Genomic DNA, 18,414 nt, shown 5'->3' with positions numbered 1-18,414 from the left:
TTGCTTACTTTTGTCTAACTTTTAAATTAACCCATGACTACACAACAACTCGTATCTGAAATCAAAAGAAAAAAATCATTTTTATGTATTGGTTTAGATGTAGATATCGATAAAATACCCGACTATTTACGCAAAGAGGAAGACCCTATTTTTGCCTTCAACAAAGCAATTATTGATGCTACACATCATTTATGTGTTGCCTATAAACCCAATACGGCATTTTATGAAGCATATGGATTAAAAGGATGGAAATCTCTTGAAAAAACAATACAATACCTCAACGAAAACTACCCTGAAATATTTACAATTGCAGATGCTAAACGAGGAGATATTGGCAATACTTCCTCGATGTATGCAAAAGCCTTTTTTGAAGATTTAGATTTTGACAGTGTTACTGTAGCGCCTTATATGGGAAAAGACTCCGTAGAACCATTTTTAGCATTTGAAAATAAACATACTATTTTACTAGCATTAACCTCTAATCTAGGAGCTTTTGATTTTCAAACGAAACTTGCGGAAGAAAAAGAAGTGTACAAACACGTTTTAGAGACTTCAAAAACATGGGAAAATGCTGAAAATTTAATGTATGTAATCGGTGCAACAAAAGCAACTTACTTGAAAGAAATTCGAAAGATTATCCCGGATAGCTTTCTTCTAGTGCCTGGTGTAGGCGCTCAAGGTGGAAGTTTATCTGAAGTTTGTTCTTACGGAATGAATACTAATATTGGTTTACTTATCAACTCTTCTAGAGGAATTATCTATGCAAGTAAAGGAACAGATTTTGCAGAAGCAGCTGCAAAAAAAGCTCTAGCCTTACAATTGCAAATGCAAGAAATGTTACAGTAATACAAAAAATCGCAAAACCTATCGAAATATAGTGTTTCAGTTTTACCATCATAAAGCTCCATTAAAAACTCCAAAGCGGATTATTTCCTTAGTTCCGAGTCAAACGGAATTACTCGTAGATTTAGGCTTAGAGGAGCATATTGTTGGAATTACTAAATTCTGCATACATCCTTCTTCTCTAAAGAATGAAAAAAAAATTGTAGGAGGAACCAAAAACATCAAGCTAGAGAGTATTTCAGCACTGCGTCCTGATGTGATATTGTGTAATAAAGAAGAAAATACAAAAGAGATTGTTGCAGCTTGTACAAAAATTGCACCGACACACGTTTCCAATATCACTACAACAGGGGATGTACTAAAACTCATCAATGCATATGGAGAAATATTTTCCTGTAAAGAGAAAGCAATTCAGTTACGTGACACTTTGTGTTTTGCACTGAAAAACTTTAGCGAAAATTTAAAAAATACAAAGCGCCTAAATACTGCCTACTTCATTTGGAAAAACCCATGGATGGTAGCAGGCAACAATACTTTTATAAACAGTATGTTGGAACTAAACTATTTTGAGAATAGCTTTAAGAGCCAGGAACGGTATCCGGAGATAGACCTTCAAAAACTCGAAACAAAAAATATAGACCTAATTTTACTATCCTCTGAACCGTATCCGTTTGAAGAAAAACACAAATCAGAATTGCAAAAATACGCACCAAGCACAAAAATAATTATGGTTGACGGTGAAATGTTTTCTTGGTATGGATCTAGGTTATTAAAAGCTTTTGACTATTTTGAACGCTTACACAAGAGTATTTGAAATCTCTTTGTCCAAATACTTAATTCTGTTTAATTTTTCTAAGACCTTCATTGCTTTAAAAGCAGACCTATCACTCTTGCACTCATCAATATGTTTGTAGTCATTGGCACTTTCTACTAATCGAATATATCGTTCTTCCAAATGTTTTTTGTACTTGTGTAATTGATTAACTCGTAACATTTTTTTATATTAAAACCCCCACCTAAATATACACAATAATTTCATTTACAGGTATTTAATAAACTATTTTTTGAAAAAAAAAACAAAAAAAAACTCCATCTTTCGATGAAGTGTAGATATGTGTCGTTCAATGGTATTCTTTAGCGTTTATCTTGCAAAGAAAATACATTTTTCAACAATTCTGTATTTCGCAGGCCAGATTTCTTACGTATTCCTTTTTCTTCCTCTGCAATCATGGTAAAAACACCGTCCAGCGCTTCTTGAGTAACATAATCTGTAAGATCTGGATTTACTTTCTTTACAAAAGGCATTCCGTTGTACTTTGAGATTAAGGTACTCCAAATCTGATCTGCTCCTACTTTTGCGAAAGAATTTTTAATCACAGGATTAAATTCTTTATATAAAGAGGTGTTTGTTTTTTCTTTTAAATAAGTAGTTGCGGCATTTTCATTGCCTAGTAAAATGTTTTTTGCATCGGTAAAGGTTATTCCTTTTACCGCATCCACAAATATAGGAGTGGCAGTCTTAACAGCATCTTCTGCTGCCCTATTCATGGCCATTATCCCTTGGTCTGCCAAAGATCCTAATCCTATTCTTCGTAGGGTTTTATCTACTTTCTGAAGCTCCTTTGGCAATAAGATTTTTACCAAATCATTTTTATAAAAACCATCTACTGCAGTTAGTTTCGATACCTGATTTGCAATACCGTGGTCTAAGGCTTCTCGTAAACCGTTTCCAATTTGATCTTGCGATAAAATACCTCCACCAGAAAGTTGGGCGACAACAGCATTGTTCCCTGCTGTTCCTAAAAATGAAATACATACTAAAAATACCAATACTCTTTTCATGTGATACCTATATTTAAATTTATAATTTATCGAAAACTATCTGTTTTTTTATCGTAACCAAACGGACAATGCTTACATCCACTTTTACAGCAATACCCTCGTTTCAAATGGTACTTTTCAGTAAAAACTTTATACCCCTGCTCATTTAGGTAATAATCTTCTTCTGTTAACTCAATTCTCTGTTTAAACATTACTTGTACAATACAATTAAGAAACTAAAAATTTTATGACAATATAAAATCGTGGTGCAAATATAGTTCTTAAAAATTACTTTTAGTATATTCGTAACGCTATGATACTTTCCAAAAGAATAAATTCCAAAACAATTGTTTGGTTGGAAAACCAAAACCAATACCTCATCGTTTCGCCTATTTTTGCTAAAATCTTACAGATGGTAGCAGAAAAAAAATCAACGGAAGAAATTACATCTTGTATAACTTCGGCAGTTGATATCACGGATGAACACAGAAGAGTCCTACTACTACATTGTAAAAACCTCCTTTTCACTCCAAAAAAAATACAAGCTAAAATTACAAACGAGCATCCAAGAATACAGTCTTATACTACAAGTAAATATTATAAAATAAACGATACAATTTTATTGGTAGCGTTTTGTAGTGCTTATGAAACAGCGCTAATTCACCCTAAGTTTGCTCATTTAGAAGTCGAACCTACTTCCAAAACCGATTTTCAGTATCAAATATTTACGAGCAATGACATTATACATTTGTACAACAATACTGAATTAATTGATGTTTGGCATCAAAAAGACAGTCATGTTTTTCAGGGAAAATTCTCCATGAAAATTATCGAGCATATGCACGATTATAAAGAAGACAAATGGATGGGAATATTGCATGCCTCTGCCGTAAGCAATCATCGGGAATGCATTTTATTTTTGGGGGCGTCAGGAAATGGGAAAAGCACCTCTTTGGCATTATTACAAGCACACGGTTATACTTGTTTAGCGGATGATTTTGTACCTATTTTAGCAAAAAACAAGGAGGTATACAGCTATCCATCTGCTATTTCCATTAAAAAAAACAGTCTTCTCGTATTACTCCCTTACTATCCAGAATTGCAAAATTCTGCAGAGTACAAATACGAAAAACTAGGGAAAACAGTACGATACCTTCCTCCAAGAAACAGAGACTACAAACAGCATGCACCTTGTAACAAGCTTGTCTTTATTAAATATAGTAAAAACACCGATGCGCGGATAAAAGAAATCTCTCTATTCGATGCATTGGAGCAGCTAGTTCCTGATTCTTGGCTTTCACCAAAGGCAAGTAATGCCGCTGCGTTTTTAGATTGGTTTACAGGGCTAACTTGTTACCAATTAACCTACTCCAACAACCAAAAAATGATTGCTATTGTAGAAAATATATTTACTTATGAACTATAAAGAAACCATATATTTTGTTGGAAAATGCCTTACTATTAGTCAGGAAAAAAACAACAAAATTCAACTAAAAAAACAAATCATCTCTGGCAATGTAGATTGGGATAATGTGATAAAAATCAGTACCAAACATTATGTATTTCCGGCGCTGTATTGTAATTTAAAACGAGCTAATCTCCTCAGCTATTTGCCAAAGGATTTGGTCGCATACATGAAGCATATTACCGAGCTAAACCGAAAACGAAATAAACACATTATAGAACAAGCAAAGGAAATTAACAGGCTTCTATTAGATAATAACATCACCCCTGTTTTTTTAAAAGGCACTGGAAATCTATTAAACGGATTATACGAAGATATCGCCGAGAGAATGGTTGGCGATATCGATTGTATACTAACCTTGCGTAATTGTAACAGAGCCTACGAAGTATTGCATACACATGGCTATACCACCAATAAAAGATTATTTGCCGATCATAGACATTTACCAAGACTCGTTCACCCCAATCGCATAGCCGCAGTAGAATTGCACAAAGAGATGTTGCTAAAAAGTAAATCCTCGTTTTTTAATTTCAACACTGTAGCAGCAGGAATAGTTCAAAAAGACAATATTTCGCATTTGTCACTTGCCGATCAAATAAAACTAACCGTTTTTTCAAAAATGATCAATGATCGTGAATATATTCACAAAACCATCAACCTTCGTGCAGCTTATGATTATTATTTGTTAAGCAAAAAATTACCGGAAGAAACTGATATAATACACAAAGAATTAGGAAAGGAATTAAATGCTGGAATTCATTTGTATGCGCATTTTTTAGCCAAATCGAAAAATATAACTTTTAAAAACACTTCCAAAAGTAAAAAGCACACGCATAAAGTAATACGGCACATGGATCATCCTGTAAGGGCCAAAATAGAGAGAAGTATCCGACTCTTTTACCTAAAAACCAATACCCGAATAGCAATTTTAACAAAAGCCTTGTATAATGATGGGTACAGACAATACGTAAAAGAAAAATTTAGCGATAAAGAATGGCTTCGCAGTAAGTTTAGCGGTTAAACTAAGGCTGTAACTTTTTCAAAATCTAAACCACCATAATTTCCGGAGCTCATTAGTAAAACAACCGAATTCACCAAAGGCTCCTTCCATAAAAACTCTTGAAATTCCTTTGGGTCTGTATAAATTAATAAATCATCTCGTTGAAAAGCAGTAGCTATTTCCTCCTTAGTTACTTCTTCTAATTGTTTAATCTTAACTGCATCTGGCGAATAGAAAACTACAGCCTTATCTGCCTTATCCAATGCACCTCGATACTCACGTAAGAATTCTGTATTTAAACTACTATAGGTATGTAGTTCCAAACAAGCTAGCACATCTCTGTCTTGGTATTGTTCTTTTACTGCTGCGGTAGTTGCGGCTACTTTGCTTGGGCTGTGGGCAAAATCTTTATAAATTACCGTTGCATCGTTTTCTGCGATTTTTTCTAATCGTTTACTTGCTCCGTGAAAACTCGTGATAGCTTCGTAAAAATCATCTTCATCAATTCCCATATGTTGGCATATCCATTTGGCACCTGCAACATTTTGTAAATTGTGTTTTCCGAAAATTTCTAAAGGTAATTCTCCATCCGGTGAATCTATGTAGGTAATTCCATTTCGAATGGTGAAATCAGGAGTGGTATATGGATACTTCTTTATAGCGTGCTCTGCCGATTCTACAATTTCTTTTACTGCAGTGTCTTCTGCGTTGTAAACCATTATACCTCCATGGGTTAAAGAATTAGTGAAGATAGAAAACTGCTCTTTATAATTCTCGAAAGACGGAAATACATTAATATGGTCCCAAGCAATACCACTAATCAAAGCGATATTTGGTTTGTATAAATGAAACTTTGGTCTTCTGTCTATGGGCGAACTTAAATATTCATCTCCCTCTAGGACGATAAAATCATTATCCTCGGTTAGGTGAACCATCGTTTCAAACCCATCTAACTGCGCACCTACCATGTAATCTACCTCCCGATCGTGGTAATTTAAAACATGTAAAATCATAGAGGTAATAGTAGTTTTCCCATGCGAACCTCCTATAACTACTCTAGTTTTATACTTACTTTGTTCGTATAAGAACTCAGGATACGAATAAATTTTCAATCCTAAGTTTTGTGCCTTAAGCAGCTCTGGGTTATCTGCTTTTGCATGCATTCCTAAGATCACCACATCTATCGCGTCCGTAATAGCATCCGGAAACCAACCAAAACGTTCGGGCAATAAATTATATTTTGCTAATCTTGATTTAGAAGGATCGTGAATAACATCATCACTTCCGGTTACTTGATATCCTTTTTGGTACAGCGCAATGGCTAAATTATGCATAGCACTTCCTCCTATAGCTATAAAATGTATTTTCATGGTAGAAAAAATTTGTGTAAATATAATCAAGTAAAATAGTAATGTACGCACGTTTTAAATGGAAAAAAATCTGTCACATTCATTTTTCTGTATTTATGTCTTTGCAGTGTGCCGTGTATCGTTTATCTCTCTATTAACGTATTGTGCTCCCAAATTTTTTTTGGCCCATTTGTTGTTAGGTAAATTACATACCCATTAAAAGCAATAAAAATTGGTTGTAATTTGAAGAATGCAACTATATTTTCTTTTGTTAAACTTTTACGGTATATTATAAGCTAATAGCTGTTGAATAAATTCACAAAGCATGTACAAAATACTATCTGTAATTTTAATTGTAACACTTACGCCACTAGCGATAGGTCAAGAAGACTACCCTGAATTATGGGAACAGGTCTATAGGTATGAATTAAAAGATCAACTTAAAACCGCTTTGGTAAAGGTAGATGGTATTTATGCCAAAGCAAAAAAAGAAAATAACGATTCGCAATTAATTAAAGCCTTGGTATATCAGAGTAAATTTTCGTTAACGCTAGAGGAAGATGCTCAGTTCTCTGTTGTAAAGCGGTTTGAGCAACACATCGCCACTAGTACTGCACCTGCCAAAAATATCTTACAGAGCATGTTGGCTAATCTCTATTGGGAGTACTTTAAAGCGAATAGATGGAAGCTATACAATAGAACGCAATCTATTGTAAAAAATGACAAAACGGATTTTAGAACTTGGGACTTAACTACATTATTTTCTGAAATTAACCACTATTATAAAGCATCAACAACAGATGAATCCGTACTTCAAAAAAGTAAAATAAAAGATTTTTATGAAATCTTGCAACTACACAAAGACAGTAAAAAATTGCACCCTACTCTTTATGACTTTTTACTGCAAAATTCTTTAGAATTTTTTAAAAATACCGAAACTAGCATCCTCAAACCTTCTTACAAATTTACCGTATCTAATAGTGCTTTACTAACAAATGCTAACAGCTTTATGGAAATTCCTCTAGTAACCAAAGATACCTTATCGCAATCGTTTAACGCGCTTGTTGCTTATCAAAAATTATTAAAGCATCAATATCAAAACAGATACCAAGATGCCTTTGTTAATACTGATATAGAACGCATTCGATTTATAGAAAAGCACGCTACTTTTCCCAATAAAGAACAGCAATTTTTAGAAACATTACATACTTCAAGTAAAGAATTTAAAACCTATACTGCAGTGGGGTATTACACGCTTGAAATTGCGAGACGAAAAAACCAACAAGCACAAACATACCGACGAGGAAGCAAAGAAATATATCGTTACAAAAATAACGAAGCCATAGAATTATGCGATGAGATCCTAACAAAATTCCCTAGAAATACCGTTGCTACAAAAGCATTAGCCCTAAAAGAAAACATCCAAGCAAGCACACTTGATATTACCAGTGAAAAGCACATTCCTGTGGGTATGTATAGCAAGATTTTAGTAAACTATAAAAACATCAAAAATCTCCGGTTTTCCATCTACAAAATGGGAAGCAGTGCTATAGAAGCACTGCAGAAAAAATATAAAAAAGAAGCACAAATTACCGGTATTACGAAGCAACCAAAAATTACTTCATGGAGTTGCAGCTTACCCGATACCAAAGACTTCCAGAAACACAGTACAGAAGTTGGCATACCGAAGTTGGAACAAGGATATTACATAATACTTGCAGAATCCACTCCAGATGATTCCAAAAAAGCCATTACTGCGTTTTCTGCTATTCAGGTTACCGACATTGCTCTTATCGCCAATGTTTCCAATACTAATAGCTATCAGGTGGTAAACAGAACTTCCGGCAAACCTCTTGCAAAAGCTTATGTAACATTCAGCAGTGACCCAAAAAATAAAAATAATAAGTCTCTTTATAAAAGTTTTACAACAGATAAAAACGGAGAATTTAGCTTCAAAGGAACAATGCAGTATTACTACGATATTACAGCAAAAATACAGCACAAAAGAGATACTGCTACATTCTCCCAATTATACATTAATCCTAGAAGAAATATTGCAAGCAAATTGGGAGAAGCGAGGCATAAAAGAAGAACTTTTCTCTTCACAGATAGAAGTATCTACAGGCCAGGACAAATTGTTTACTGCAAAGGTATTTTACTACAAAACTCCAAAGATAACAACACGGTATTAGCAAATAAAACCCTGACTGTAAGACTTAAAGACAGTAATTACCAAACGGTGCAAGAACTTTCGGTAACCACAAATACCTTTGGCTCTTTTAGCACCGAATTCCTACTTCCAAATACAGGACTAACCGGTTCCTATACAATAGAAGCTTCGGTTGAGGATCAAAAAATTACACTAAAATTTTAGTAGAGGAATACAAAATACAAAAATTTAAAGTAGCTTTTACACCAAGTGCGACTACTTTTAAGGTAAAAGATACGATTACGAGGAAAGGTACTGCCATATCCTATGCAAATACTCCTATTAGTAATGCCACAGTAGCATATCGTATTTACAGAAACGTAGAATACCCAAGATGGTGGTATTGGAACCACCCTAACTTCTACAGTACTTCGGAAGAAATTAGCTTTGGAACGACACAAACAGATGCCACAGGAAATTTTGAAATTGCGTTCATTGCACAACCAGATGAAAGTATTTCTACTGAAAATCTACCTATATTTACCTATGCTATAAGTGCCGATGTAACGGATATTAATGGGGAAACAAGAAGTATTAAAGAGCATCTTAAAATTGGCTATCACTCCTTGCAAGCAAGTATTACTATAGACGAAATTCTGGATAAAAATACAGACACCCATCAAATAGCTATAGCTACTAAAAACATAAACGGAACACCAATATTTAACAAAGGAACTATTTCTGTGTTTAAACTAAAAGCTCCTGGTAGACCCTTACGAAATCGTCCTTGGGCATTTCCAGACTATCCTATTATAAACCAAAAAGAGTACCTCACAAAGTTTCCTTATGAAGCTTACAAAAAAGAGAGTAATGTACAAGAATGGGAAAAAGAAAAACTAGTTTTTACAAGTTCTTATGACACTGAAAAAGGTACCAAAGTACCATTAAATTCTATTTCAAAATGGAGCTCTGGTAAATACATGGTGGTTTTACATACTAAGGATTCGACGGGAAAATCCATTAAGGATGTAAAATTATAACTGTAATGTCATCAAAAGACAAAATTCCCTCCGATGCTAGTATTGTCGCGATTACCTCGGATAAAGAGACCTACAAACCCGGGGAAGAGGCCATACTAAAGGTAAAATCGGGCGCAAAATCCATTTATGTAATGGTAGAAATTTCACGTCAAGACAGTTCGGTTAGCAAACACTACCTTCATTTAAACCGCAATCACAAACAAATTAACATACCAATATCGGCTCAAGATATGGGAGGTATTCACGTAAATTGGTATTATGTTGCCTATAACTCTTTTGCGAAAGGAAGTCACACTATTTCGGTACCTTTCCCTAAAAAAGATTTGGAGATTACAACCAACACCTTTCGAGACAAGTTAGTTCCGGGTTCTCAAGAAACTTGGCGATTTACCATTAAAGGTTCTCAAAAAGAACCGGTATCTGCAGAAGTTTTGGCAAGCATGTACGATGCTTCTTTAGATGCATTTGAGCCACATCAATGGCGTTTTTCCCCCATATCCAAACCACAATTCAGAGGTATAACCGAGCATACGCTAATATGAGTTTTGGAAATACTGTGTTTACTGTACATATACCTGAAGTTCCAAGAACTTTTTTTAACGACTATCCAAATAATGCACATTACAAATGGTTTGGCTTTAGTTTCACGAATAATCGATGGCTAAACCAACAATACCTTAGAAATCTTGCTTACCAAAAAAAGAAATTTGACGGTACCATAAGCGGAATTGTCTCGGATGAAAGTAGTTATTTACTAGGTGTTTCCGTTCGGATCAAAGGAACAAACTTCGGAACAGAAACCAATTTTGATGGAGCGTATTCCATCCGTGTCAATAAAGGAGATACGCTTGTATTTTCATATGTAGGAATGCAATCTGTTGAAAAAGTAGTAACTAATTTTTCTGACATAAACGTTCTCATGGAATCTGACAATAGTACAGAAAATATAATTACCATGGGATATGCTAGTGTGGATACTTCAAGAAAATTACAAGAAGCAACTAATGGTATCGAAATGGCGGCAGAAACAAGTCCGGAAAGTGCCGAGGAAGACCAAGACAACCTCATCGAAAACTCAGAAGAGAAAAAGACTTTTAAAGAAATGAACTTTCGAAAAAACCTTAAAGAAACAGCCTTCTTTTTTCCGCAGTTGAAAACGGACAAAGATGGAAGTGTATCCTTTGAATTCACTACTCCGGAGGCACTTACTTCTTGGAAATTACAAGTACTAGCACATACTAAAAATTTGTATTCTGGTATAAAAACCGAGGAAATAATTACACAAAAACAAGTGATGGTTACTCCTAGCCTCCCGAGATTTCTAAGAAAAGGAGATTCCATTGTAATACCTGCTAAAATTACCAATACCACCACAAAAATTCTCGAGGGTACTGCAAATATAAGCTTCCATAATCCTTTAACGGGAGAAAGATGTGCTTGGATACCAGACAACACCAGTAAAAGAGAGTACCGTATTGATGCTGCTGGAAACACACAGGTTTACTGGAAACTCAAAGTTCCGGATACTTTAGATCTTGTTCAAATTAAAATCGCAGCCCAAGCGGGCAACTTCTCCGATGGAGAACAGACAACTATACCTGTACTTTCTAATAGAACACTCGTTACAGAGGCACTTCCGTTATGGACTTCAGAAGGAAAGAGTAAAACCTTTACACTGGAGAAATTAATAAACAACACTTCTAAAACACTGTTAAACCACAAACTAACTTTAGAGATAACATCCAATCCCGTTTGGTATGCCATACAAGCACTACCCTATCTTTTAGAAAGTAATGCTGCAGGAAGCGAACAAATATTTTCTAGGTATTATGCCAATAGTATTGCACAATACATCACGAGTTCCAACCCAAAGATTGAGGAAGTTTTTACCCAGTGGGCCTCGGCAGATCTACTCATAAGTAATCTAGAAAAAAACCAGGAATTAAAAAGCATACTACTGGAGGAAACTCCATGGATACGAGAGGCGCAATCGGAAGAAGAGCAGAGAAAGCGAATTGCCCTATTGTTTGAAATTCACAAAATCAAGGGTGAAAAACAACGCATCGCTTCCAAACTAAAGCAGATGCAATTGCCCAACGGCGGATTCCCCTGGTTTAAGGGTAATCCGCAGGCGAACAGAAGTATTACCCAGCACATCGTTACTGGATTCGGGCATTTACAACAGCTCAGTATTTCTGAATTGGATGCACTTACCACAGAAATCATCGAAAAAGCATTGCTGTATTTAGACAACGAAATAGCTTACCACTATCAAAAATTACAAGACAAAGCATTGCGCATAAAGAAAACAGAGGGCATTGCAAAATCAGTAGAATTTTTGCAAAAAATCACCTAAGTGATTTTAACATCCGTTACCTATACTTGCGTCAATTTTTCAAACAAAAAGCGATACCAGAAAACTCTGTAGAAGCAGTGAAATACTTTCAGCAACAAACTGAAAAATACTGGATGGACGTAAACCTACAGCAGAAAGCTTTGATAGCCTTACAATTATTTCGAAATAATCGTAAAGATAAAGCACGAATAATAGTTAAATCTTTGAAAGAAACAAGTATCTTATCGGAAGAAAAAGGAATGTATTGGAAAGCCAATAAAGCAGGATGGTTGTGGAGCGAAGCTCCTACAGAAACACAAGCGCTACTTATCGAAACCTTTAGCGAAATAGAACCAACTCCAAAAATCATAGAAAAACTAAAACTCTGGCTGCTAAAAAATAAACAAGTAAATCGATGGAACACCACGAAAGCTACAGCCGCTGCAATACATGCGCTAGTGCACTATGGAATTGATTTACACGACATAACCAATACGCCTACAGTTTCCGTTGGAACACAAAAAATTATTCCTGAAAAATCAGAAGACACTAAAATAATGGCAGGAACAGGATATTTCAAAACTTCTTGGACTGCCAATGAAATATCCAATGATATGAGTACTGTAGAAATTAAACCTACTAGTAAAACTGCCTTATGGGGAGGCTTATATTGGCAATATTTTGAAAATTTAAATGCGGTTTCAGCAACGGAATCTTCTTTAAAAATAGAGAAAAAACTATTTAAAAAAGTAACTACCGAAAATGGCTTGAAATTGGTTCCAATATCGGAGGCAGGTGCGGTAAAGATTGGAGATATAGTAACCACCAAAATAGTACTGTATTCCGATCGAGACATGCAATATTTGCATATAAAAGACAATAGAGCTAGTGGATTAGAACCCCTAGATAACATTTCGAAGTACAAATGGCAAGATGGAATTTCTTTTTACCAAAGTATACGCGATACAGCTACAAATTTCTTTTTTGACTACCTACCGAAAGGTATTTACGTTTTTGAATACGATACAAGAGCAAGCCATACTGGTATTTTTAGCACTGGTATTGCAATGATTGAAAACTTCTATGCGCCAGAATTAAGGAGTAACTCTAAAGGGAGTACAATTACTATTAAGAACTAATATAATTTGCGTATTTTAGCCGAAATTAATTAAATAAGGAAAAAATTATGAAAAAATTTTATGTATTACTTATTGCATTTAGTGCATTTGCACTAACCACAAATGCGCAGCAAATTGCCGATAATACTATCGGGATTCGTTTTGGGGCCAATGATGGTTTTGGTACAGAATTTTCATACCAGCGAAAGCTTTCAAGCAATAACCGTTTGGAGGTAGATCTTGGTATTAGAGGAAATAAAGATTATAATGCATTTAAAGTTACTGGCTTATACCAATGGGTATGGCAATTAGAAAATAAGTTTAATTGGTATGCAGGTTTTGGTGGAGGACTTGGAAATTGGAAGGACAAAGTTTTAGATAATTCTAACACTTCTATTTTTGCCTCTGGTGTAATTGGTGTGGAATACAACTTTGATATTCCATTATTAATATCCTTAGATTTTAGACCAGAAGTAGGATTTAGCAACTATTACGATGGATTCCAATCGGATATCGGTATCGCATTACGCTACCAATTCTAAGGTACAATACTTTAAAGAAACACCCGTAAATATATTTTGCGGGTGTTTTTTTATACTAGTATAGGTTTTGAAAAAGCTACACTTCTTCTTTAACAAAATTATCCCAACGTTTCATATAGGTAATAAACTTTTCACCAAGCCCTTCTTGTGCCAGATATGCTTCAGTAACTGGAGTTTCTACAGGAGTAAAATCACTATTTTGTAATACCCTATAAGGAAAATCATGATGTAAAATAGCAGCTCTACCAATACTTACAAAATCAACCTTTGCGGCTAATACCTTTTCTACATCTTGCCCTGTTCTTATATGTCCGGCAACTGTAAGCAAAACATCCTTTCGATCTATAGACGTAAAGTGTTCTAATAAGGTTAATTGTTGCTGGCTTTCCTCCTCTGGAAGTTTCCAGACATCCCATAAAGAAATATCTAAAAAATCAATATTTCCGGCAGCAATAAGTTGTTGCGAAACCTGTTTTACCTCCTCTAATTTCATACCAAATCTCTCGGGAGATAAACGTACTCCTACCAAAAATTCTGTACCGCATTTTTCTCGAATAGTATCTACTATTTCAAACAATAAACGAGAGCGATTTTCCAACCCTCCCCCATACAAATCTGTTCGCTTATTGAACTCATCACTTAAAAATTGCGTTAAAATATAACCATGTGCTCCGTGTACTTCCACCCCATCGTATCCACTTTTTTTGGCACGAACTGCCGCAGCAACAAAATCATCCCGTAACTGAATAACCTCTTCCAATGACATTTCCCGAGCACCGTATTTTTCATTTGCAGAAGGGCATAGTGGGCTTTCGCCTACAAGTTCTTTGGGAGAACGCATGCCGGCGTGATGCAATTGAATAACTGCCAAGCTTCCATGCGCTTTAATTCCTCTGGATAGTTTTTCATGTCCTTCTATTTGGGCATCCGAGAAAATACCGAGTTGTCCTGGAAAACCTTTTCCAACCTCTTGTACATGGGCGGCACAAGTCATTGTAATACCAAAACCACCTTCTGCACGTTTCGTTAACCAATGGTATTCCGCTTCCGATAGCATGCCATTTTCATGACTTTGTGAATTTGTCATAGGGGCTAACATAAACCTGTTAATACTTTTTTTACCACATTTAAATCGCAAATTGTCGTCGGAAGATAGTTTCATCGTAATTTAATTTTAATAATCTTTAAATAATTCTCGAGATAGTTAACTTCCTATAATTCTAATATTAGAAGCATTGCAACTACCTTTTTCAGAGTTTTGGTCGAGGAAAAATAATATCATTACAAAAAAATATCCCTTGAAAATCTGCAGTATTTTCACTATTCAAAAACGCTATCCTCCCAGCTTGACCATAATTTAGGAATAGCTACCTTAGGGCTTCTGCAAACATAAATCGGTACGTGATTCTCTTCTTCCACGGCATAGGTATTAGTAAGTACAGACACTAATTCTATTTCTTCGAATACATTTTCAACATCTTGCTTATTATATCCTATTACAATCCAAACCTTTGTATCTATTGCTCCTGGACCCCATAACCAAAAACTTCCACTTTTAGAGATAGCTTGTGGTAATTTATATTTTTTACCAAGGATTTCAGCTGCTCCAGCTTCTCCATAGTTACTAGCCCAAATCAAACAAGCTTCTTGTTCTTCTCCAGACAATGACGTATATGCACTATGTAAAGCACGCACTTGCTCTTCCCAACCGAACATATCTGCATAATCACTCGTTAATTGTATTCTTCCATTCTTTTTCTGTAATCCTCGATATGCAACGTAGGTATCGATTGGTAAAATAGGAGTACCCATTGGAATAAAAAATATGGATGGTAGAAATGTAATAGCTCCTATGGTGTAGATCCATACAGGATTTTCTTGAAATTTTTCTTCAATTTTTACCGCAGCACTAGCAAACAAAAGTGGATATACAGGAAAAACGTAATACACCTTTGCTCGTACTATCCATAAAGTAATAAATATAAAACTAACAGCAATTCCAAGGGGTTTATACTTTTTAAGAGAACCATCAACAAAGAAAAAAAATAACCCTATTACTACCATACAAAAAGTAAAAGGAGATTCGAATTGACCGAGTAAAAAATCAAAAGGACTTAAACTATCTAATTGCTGTTCTTTTAAGGCTTTAAAATGCTTTAAAAAAGGTATATCATGCTTTAATTGCCAAATTAAGTTAGGAAGAAATAAAAGTAGCGTTAGAACTATTGACATATAAAACCATAGATTCTTGTATATTGCTGCCTTTTTATACCAGAGCAATCCTAATAAAACACCAAATATCCATACTGCAATAGTATATTTTGTTAACAGACCTAACCCTGTAGATATTCCTAGTAGCAAAAGAAGCTTTTTATTTTCAGAATTGATAAATCGAATAAGAATATAAAAACCCAATGTCCAGAATAATTGGTCAAACACTACCGGCTGTAGTAATGTATGATTTCTGTAGAAAGGAATAAATGCTAGTGTAAAGATTCCTGAAAGTAATATTGCTTTGTTTTTCCCCCCTAATGCTTTCGCCATCAGGCAACATAGTATCAATATCGCAACACCAGCCAAGGTAGAGAAAAGTCTTACACCAGGTAAAGAAATCCCGAAAAAAGTGATTGCTATTTTCGCTACACCTGCTATAAGAGGAGGGAATTCTATAAATCCCCAATCCATATGTTCTGCAGCAGACAGATGCAGTAATTCATCTCGTTGAAATCCGTAATTTCTATTTCCAATACATTGAATTAGTATTTTAAAAAAAGCTAATACTCCAATAATTGAAATATACTTTTTCATTTTCATTTTTGTTTAAATATATTTTGTGAATTGTTATATGTCTCTAATTGATTTTCTATTGAAAATATCGCTAGAAGCATATTTTTGCAAGGTTGCTGAAACTTAATACCTCCAACTTTTTAAATCGGCATTTTCAGGAGCCACAGCAGCTACTTTATTTACATATTTGGTAATGAACATGCGGTGGTATCGCAACCTACTGATGTGATTTTCGTTCTTCTGATCACCATTCCAACAATGCTCTGCTCTATCACCATAATCGACTTCTCCATTGTAATATGGCGCTGTTGTTTCTGCTAAAATTTCTTCCGCGAGATATACAGCATTATTCAAATAATAGTTATCCATGTCCCCACAGTACAAATGTATTTTATTTTTCCAATCTTGACCATGCTTCGCCCAATCTCGTTTCAAAATATAAGCAAGGTCATAATTTTCCTTCCAATACGCCGCTACTTCTTTATCTATTTCTCCGGTCATACGGTTCCAAATCCGTTTTGGATACCCCTCAGCATCGATTGGTGAATAGGTTGCTTCCCATATGTCCCACTGTTGTCCGGAACGTCCTTTACTCCCTAAAACTAACTCTCGATAATTCATATCTCGCAAAGTAGCATCAACATTTCCTAAATAATCTCGATGACCAGGTACTAGTGTCTTTCGAAATTTCCCTTCCTTAAAGTAGGCATTTTTATCGTTGTAAATATCCACCAAGCAATACGCCCTAAAATCAATTGGATCCGGACAGGCTGCAAAGCACATCCCATATTCCTTAGGATACTTAACTTGTACGGCAAGAGACTCCCAACCACCAGTACTACCACCATATACAAATCTAGACCATCCCTCTCCAATACCTCTAAATTGTTTTTCTATATACGGAATCAATTCATAAGTAATAGCGTCACCGTATGGTCCTTGTGCACTACTATTTACGGCATACGAATCGTCATAATAAGGTGTTGGATGTTGAATTTTTACAGCTAGTACTCGTGGAAAATCAGGGCCAGTCCAGGCTTTGTAAAAATCATAAGCCTCTTGCTGAACGATGATATTATACCCGTCTACCTTAAAACGTTCGCTATACTCCGGAGTAAGATTAGGATCTGGAGGTGTCGATCGAAACCCATTGAAATCACTAGGGAAATGCCCGTGCATTATTGCTAGTGGATATTTTACATCAGGGTGTGTATCCCATCCTTCTGGTAACAATACATGTGCCCCTAAATACATGTCTCTTCCCCAAAAATCGCTTAACAATTTACTTCTAATTTTAATGTGTTTTACATATTTAGAATCTTTTGGAGGGGTAATAGCCGGAATTTTTTGATCGAGTGCTAAGTTTAATTTCGGAAATTCTCCGTTTTCTATAGTGATTTTTTTAGGTATTGAATAAAAATTACCAGGTGCCTTGTTCCATTGTTGCCCCTCTCCTCTATCCATCGGCAGCTTCACAACATGACCATCGGAACGTGTTAAAGTTTCGTATTTATGAAATACAACTTGCACATAGAAATCTCCCGACGGAAGGTCTTTAAAACTAGATATTGGATATCCGAAAGCATTCGTGTCAAAGGCTATTGGAGCATTTGCGTTCCAATCCTCTACATCCATGCCAAAAGCCTGGCATGTTTTAGCATCATCTCTTAGTTGAAAACGCGGTTCTGTAGTATTATTTTCTGCTATAAGCAAAATAAGTCGCCCATCCAAAGTGTCTTCTTCCGAAGAAATCGGATGTGCTACCTGAATAGTGTTGGAAGTTGTTACACTAGCAATTTTAGTTTCTTCTTTTGTTTTAGAACAAGAACAAACGCTTAGCATTAAAGCAAGAAGAGACGGAAGAAAAGTTGTAATAGTCCTATTTTTCATTTCGATATCAGTTAATGTGTTTGCACTTCCTATGGGCACTGTAAAAGCACTCGTATGAAGTATTGATTTAAATTT

The 18,414-nt window shown here is 35.3% G+C and carries 17 protein-coding genes; 10 read left to right on the top strand and 7 right to left on the bottom strand.

All coding sequences use genetic code 11. The features are described from left to right. Window positions 1–33 precede the first annotated feature (33 nt). Both pyrF and BSU00_RS10115 read left to right on the top strand, forming a co-directional pair. The gene (gene pyrF, locus BSU00_RS10120; RefSeq protein ID WP_105004281.1) at window positions 34–846 is read left to right on the top strand and encodes an orotidine-5'-phosphate decarboxylase; all 813 of its coding nucleotides are present in this window, start codon (window positions 34–36) and stop codon (window positions 844–846) included. 31 nt (window positions 847–877) lie between these two features. Beyond that, on the top strand, window positions 878–1,657 hold the full coding sequence (locus tag BSU00_RS10115) for an ABC transporter substrate-binding protein (RefSeq protein WP_233188700.1): 780 nt from the start codon (window positions 878–880) through the stop codon (window positions 1,655–1,657). On the opposite strand, the gene BSU00_RS10110 is transcribed toward BSU00_RS10115, so the two are convergent. The 3 genes from BSU00_RS10110 to BSU00_RS12950 all read right to left on the bottom strand — a co-directional run bounded on the left by BSU00_RS10110 (window position 1,640) and on the right by BSU00_RS12950 (window position 2,876). After that, on the bottom strand, window positions 1,640–1,837 hold the full coding sequence (locus tag BSU00_RS10110) for a Lacal_2735 family protein (RefSeq protein ID WP_105004279.1): 198 nt from the start codon (window positions 1,835–1,837) through the stop codon (window positions 1,640–1,642). The two genes, BSU00_RS10115 and BSU00_RS10110, sit on opposite strands and share 18 nt — an antisense overlap. Before the next feature lie 140 nt (window positions 1,838–1,977). Further along, entirely contained in the window at window positions 1,978–2,685 is a 708-nt protein-coding gene (locus tag BSU00_RS10105; RefSeq protein WP_105004278.1) for a DUF4197 domain-containing protein, read from the bottom strand. 26 nt (window positions 2,686–2,711) lie between these two features. Then, window positions 2,712–2,876, bottom strand: coding sequence for a DUF5522 domain-containing protein (locus tag BSU00_RS12950; protein WP_158254423.1), 165 nt, complete (start codon window positions 2,874–2,876; stop codon window positions 2,712–2,714). Window positions 2,877–3,019: 143 nt separating this feature from the next. Here BSU00_RS12950 and BSU00_RS10100 point away from each other — a divergent pair, with 143 nt between their 5' ends. Continuing rightward, window positions 3,020–4,090: a hypothetical protein gene (locus BSU00_RS10100; RefSeq protein WP_146104840.1), complete on the top strand. Its 1,071-nt coding sequence runs from the start codon at window positions 3,020–3,022 to the stop codon at window positions 4,088–4,090. Next, the gene (locus BSU00_RS10095) at window positions 4,080–5,150 is read left to right on the top strand and encodes a nucleotidyltransferase family protein (protein WP_105004276.1); all 1,071 of its coding nucleotides are present in this window, start codon (window positions 4,080–4,082) and stop codon (window positions 5,148–5,150) included. The genes BSU00_RS10100 and BSU00_RS10095 overlap by 11 nt, the downstream gene beginning before the upstream one ends. On the opposite strand, the gene murC is transcribed toward BSU00_RS10095, so the two are convergent. Further along, a complete protein-coding gene (murC, locus tag BSU00_RS10090; protein WP_105004464.1) occupies window positions 5,147–6,499 on the bottom strand; it encodes a UDP-N-acetylmuramate--L-alanine ligase in 1,353 nt (450 codons plus the stop codon). The two genes, BSU00_RS10095 and murC, sit on opposite strands and share 4 nt — an antisense overlap. Window positions 6,500–6,803: 304 nt before the next feature. Between murC and BSU00_RS10085 the strand changes: the two genes are divergently transcribed. The 6 genes from BSU00_RS10085 (at window position 6,804) to BSU00_RS10060 (ending at window position 13,662) form a co-directional block, all read left to right on the top strand. After that, on the top strand, window positions 6,804–8,852 hold the full coding sequence (locus tag BSU00_RS10085) for an MG2 domain-containing protein (RefSeq protein WP_105004275.1): 2,049 nt from the start codon (window positions 6,804–6,806) through the stop codon (window positions 8,850–8,852). 401 nt (window positions 8,853–9,253) lie between these two features. Then, window positions 9,254–9,667, top strand: a complete 414-nt coding sequence (locus BSU00_RS10080) for a hypothetical protein (RefSeq protein ID WP_105004274.1) — start codon at window positions 9,254–9,256, stop codon at window positions 9,665–9,667. A gap of 5 nt (window positions 9,668–9,672) precedes the next feature. Further along, entirely contained in the window at window positions 9,673–10,209 is a 537-nt protein-coding gene (locus BSU00_RS10075) for a hypothetical protein (protein WP_105004273.1), read from the top strand. Beyond that, a complete protein-coding gene (locus BSU00_RS10070; protein ID WP_158254421.1) occupies window positions 10,206–12,023 on the top strand; it encodes an alpha-2-macroglobulin family protein in 1,818 nt (605 codons plus the stop codon). Before BSU00_RS10075 ends, BSU00_RS10070 begins: the two co-directional genes overlap by 4 nt. A gap of 26 nt (window positions 12,024–12,049) precedes the next feature. Then, window positions 12,050–13,141 carry a hypothetical protein gene (locus BSU00_RS10065; protein WP_105004271.1) on the top strand — a complete coding sequence of 364 codons (1,092 nt, stop codon included), beginning with the start codon at window positions 12,050–12,052 and terminating at the stop codon, window positions 13,139–13,141. A 47-nt stretch (window positions 13,142–13,188) separates the two neighbouring features. Beyond that, entirely contained in the window at window positions 13,189–13,662 is a 474-nt protein-coding gene (locus BSU00_RS10060; RefSeq protein WP_105004270.1) for a hypothetical protein, read from the top strand. Window positions 13,663–13,738: 76 nt separating this feature from the next. Here the strand turns inward: BSU00_RS10060 and BSU00_RS10055 are convergent, their stop codons facing one another. The 3 genes from BSU00_RS10055 to BSU00_RS10045 all read right to left on the bottom strand — a co-directional run bounded on the left by BSU00_RS10055 (window position 13,739) and on the right by BSU00_RS10045 (window position 18,339). Then, window positions 13,739–14,824 (bottom strand): NADH:flavin oxidoreductase, encoded by a 1,086-nt coding sequence (locus BSU00_RS10055; RefSeq protein WP_199176787.1) that lies wholly within the window; start codon window positions 14,822–14,824, stop codon window positions 13,739–13,741. A 158-nt stretch (window positions 14,825–14,982) separates the two neighbouring features. After that, a complete protein-coding gene (locus BSU00_RS10050) occupies window positions 14,983–16,470 on the bottom strand; it encodes a glycosyltransferase family 39 protein (protein ID WP_105004462.1) in 1,488 nt (495 codons plus the stop codon). Between the two features lie 102 nt (window positions 16,471–16,572). Beyond that, complete coding sequence (locus tag BSU00_RS10045; protein WP_233188699.1) at window positions 16,573–18,339, bottom strand: alpha/beta hydrolase-fold protein; 1,767 nt, start codon at window positions 18,337–18,339, stop codon at window positions 16,573–16,575. Between the last annotated feature and the right edge of the window lie 75 nt (window positions 18,340–18,414).

This window comes from Tenacibaculum sp. SG-28, assembly GCF_002954385.1.
GTDB lineage: Bacteria > Bacteroidota > Bacteroidia > Flavobacteriales > Flavobacteriaceae > Polaribacter.
Note: the sequence above shows the minus strand (reverse complement) of the source record. Positions and strands in the feature narration are given on the sequence as shown.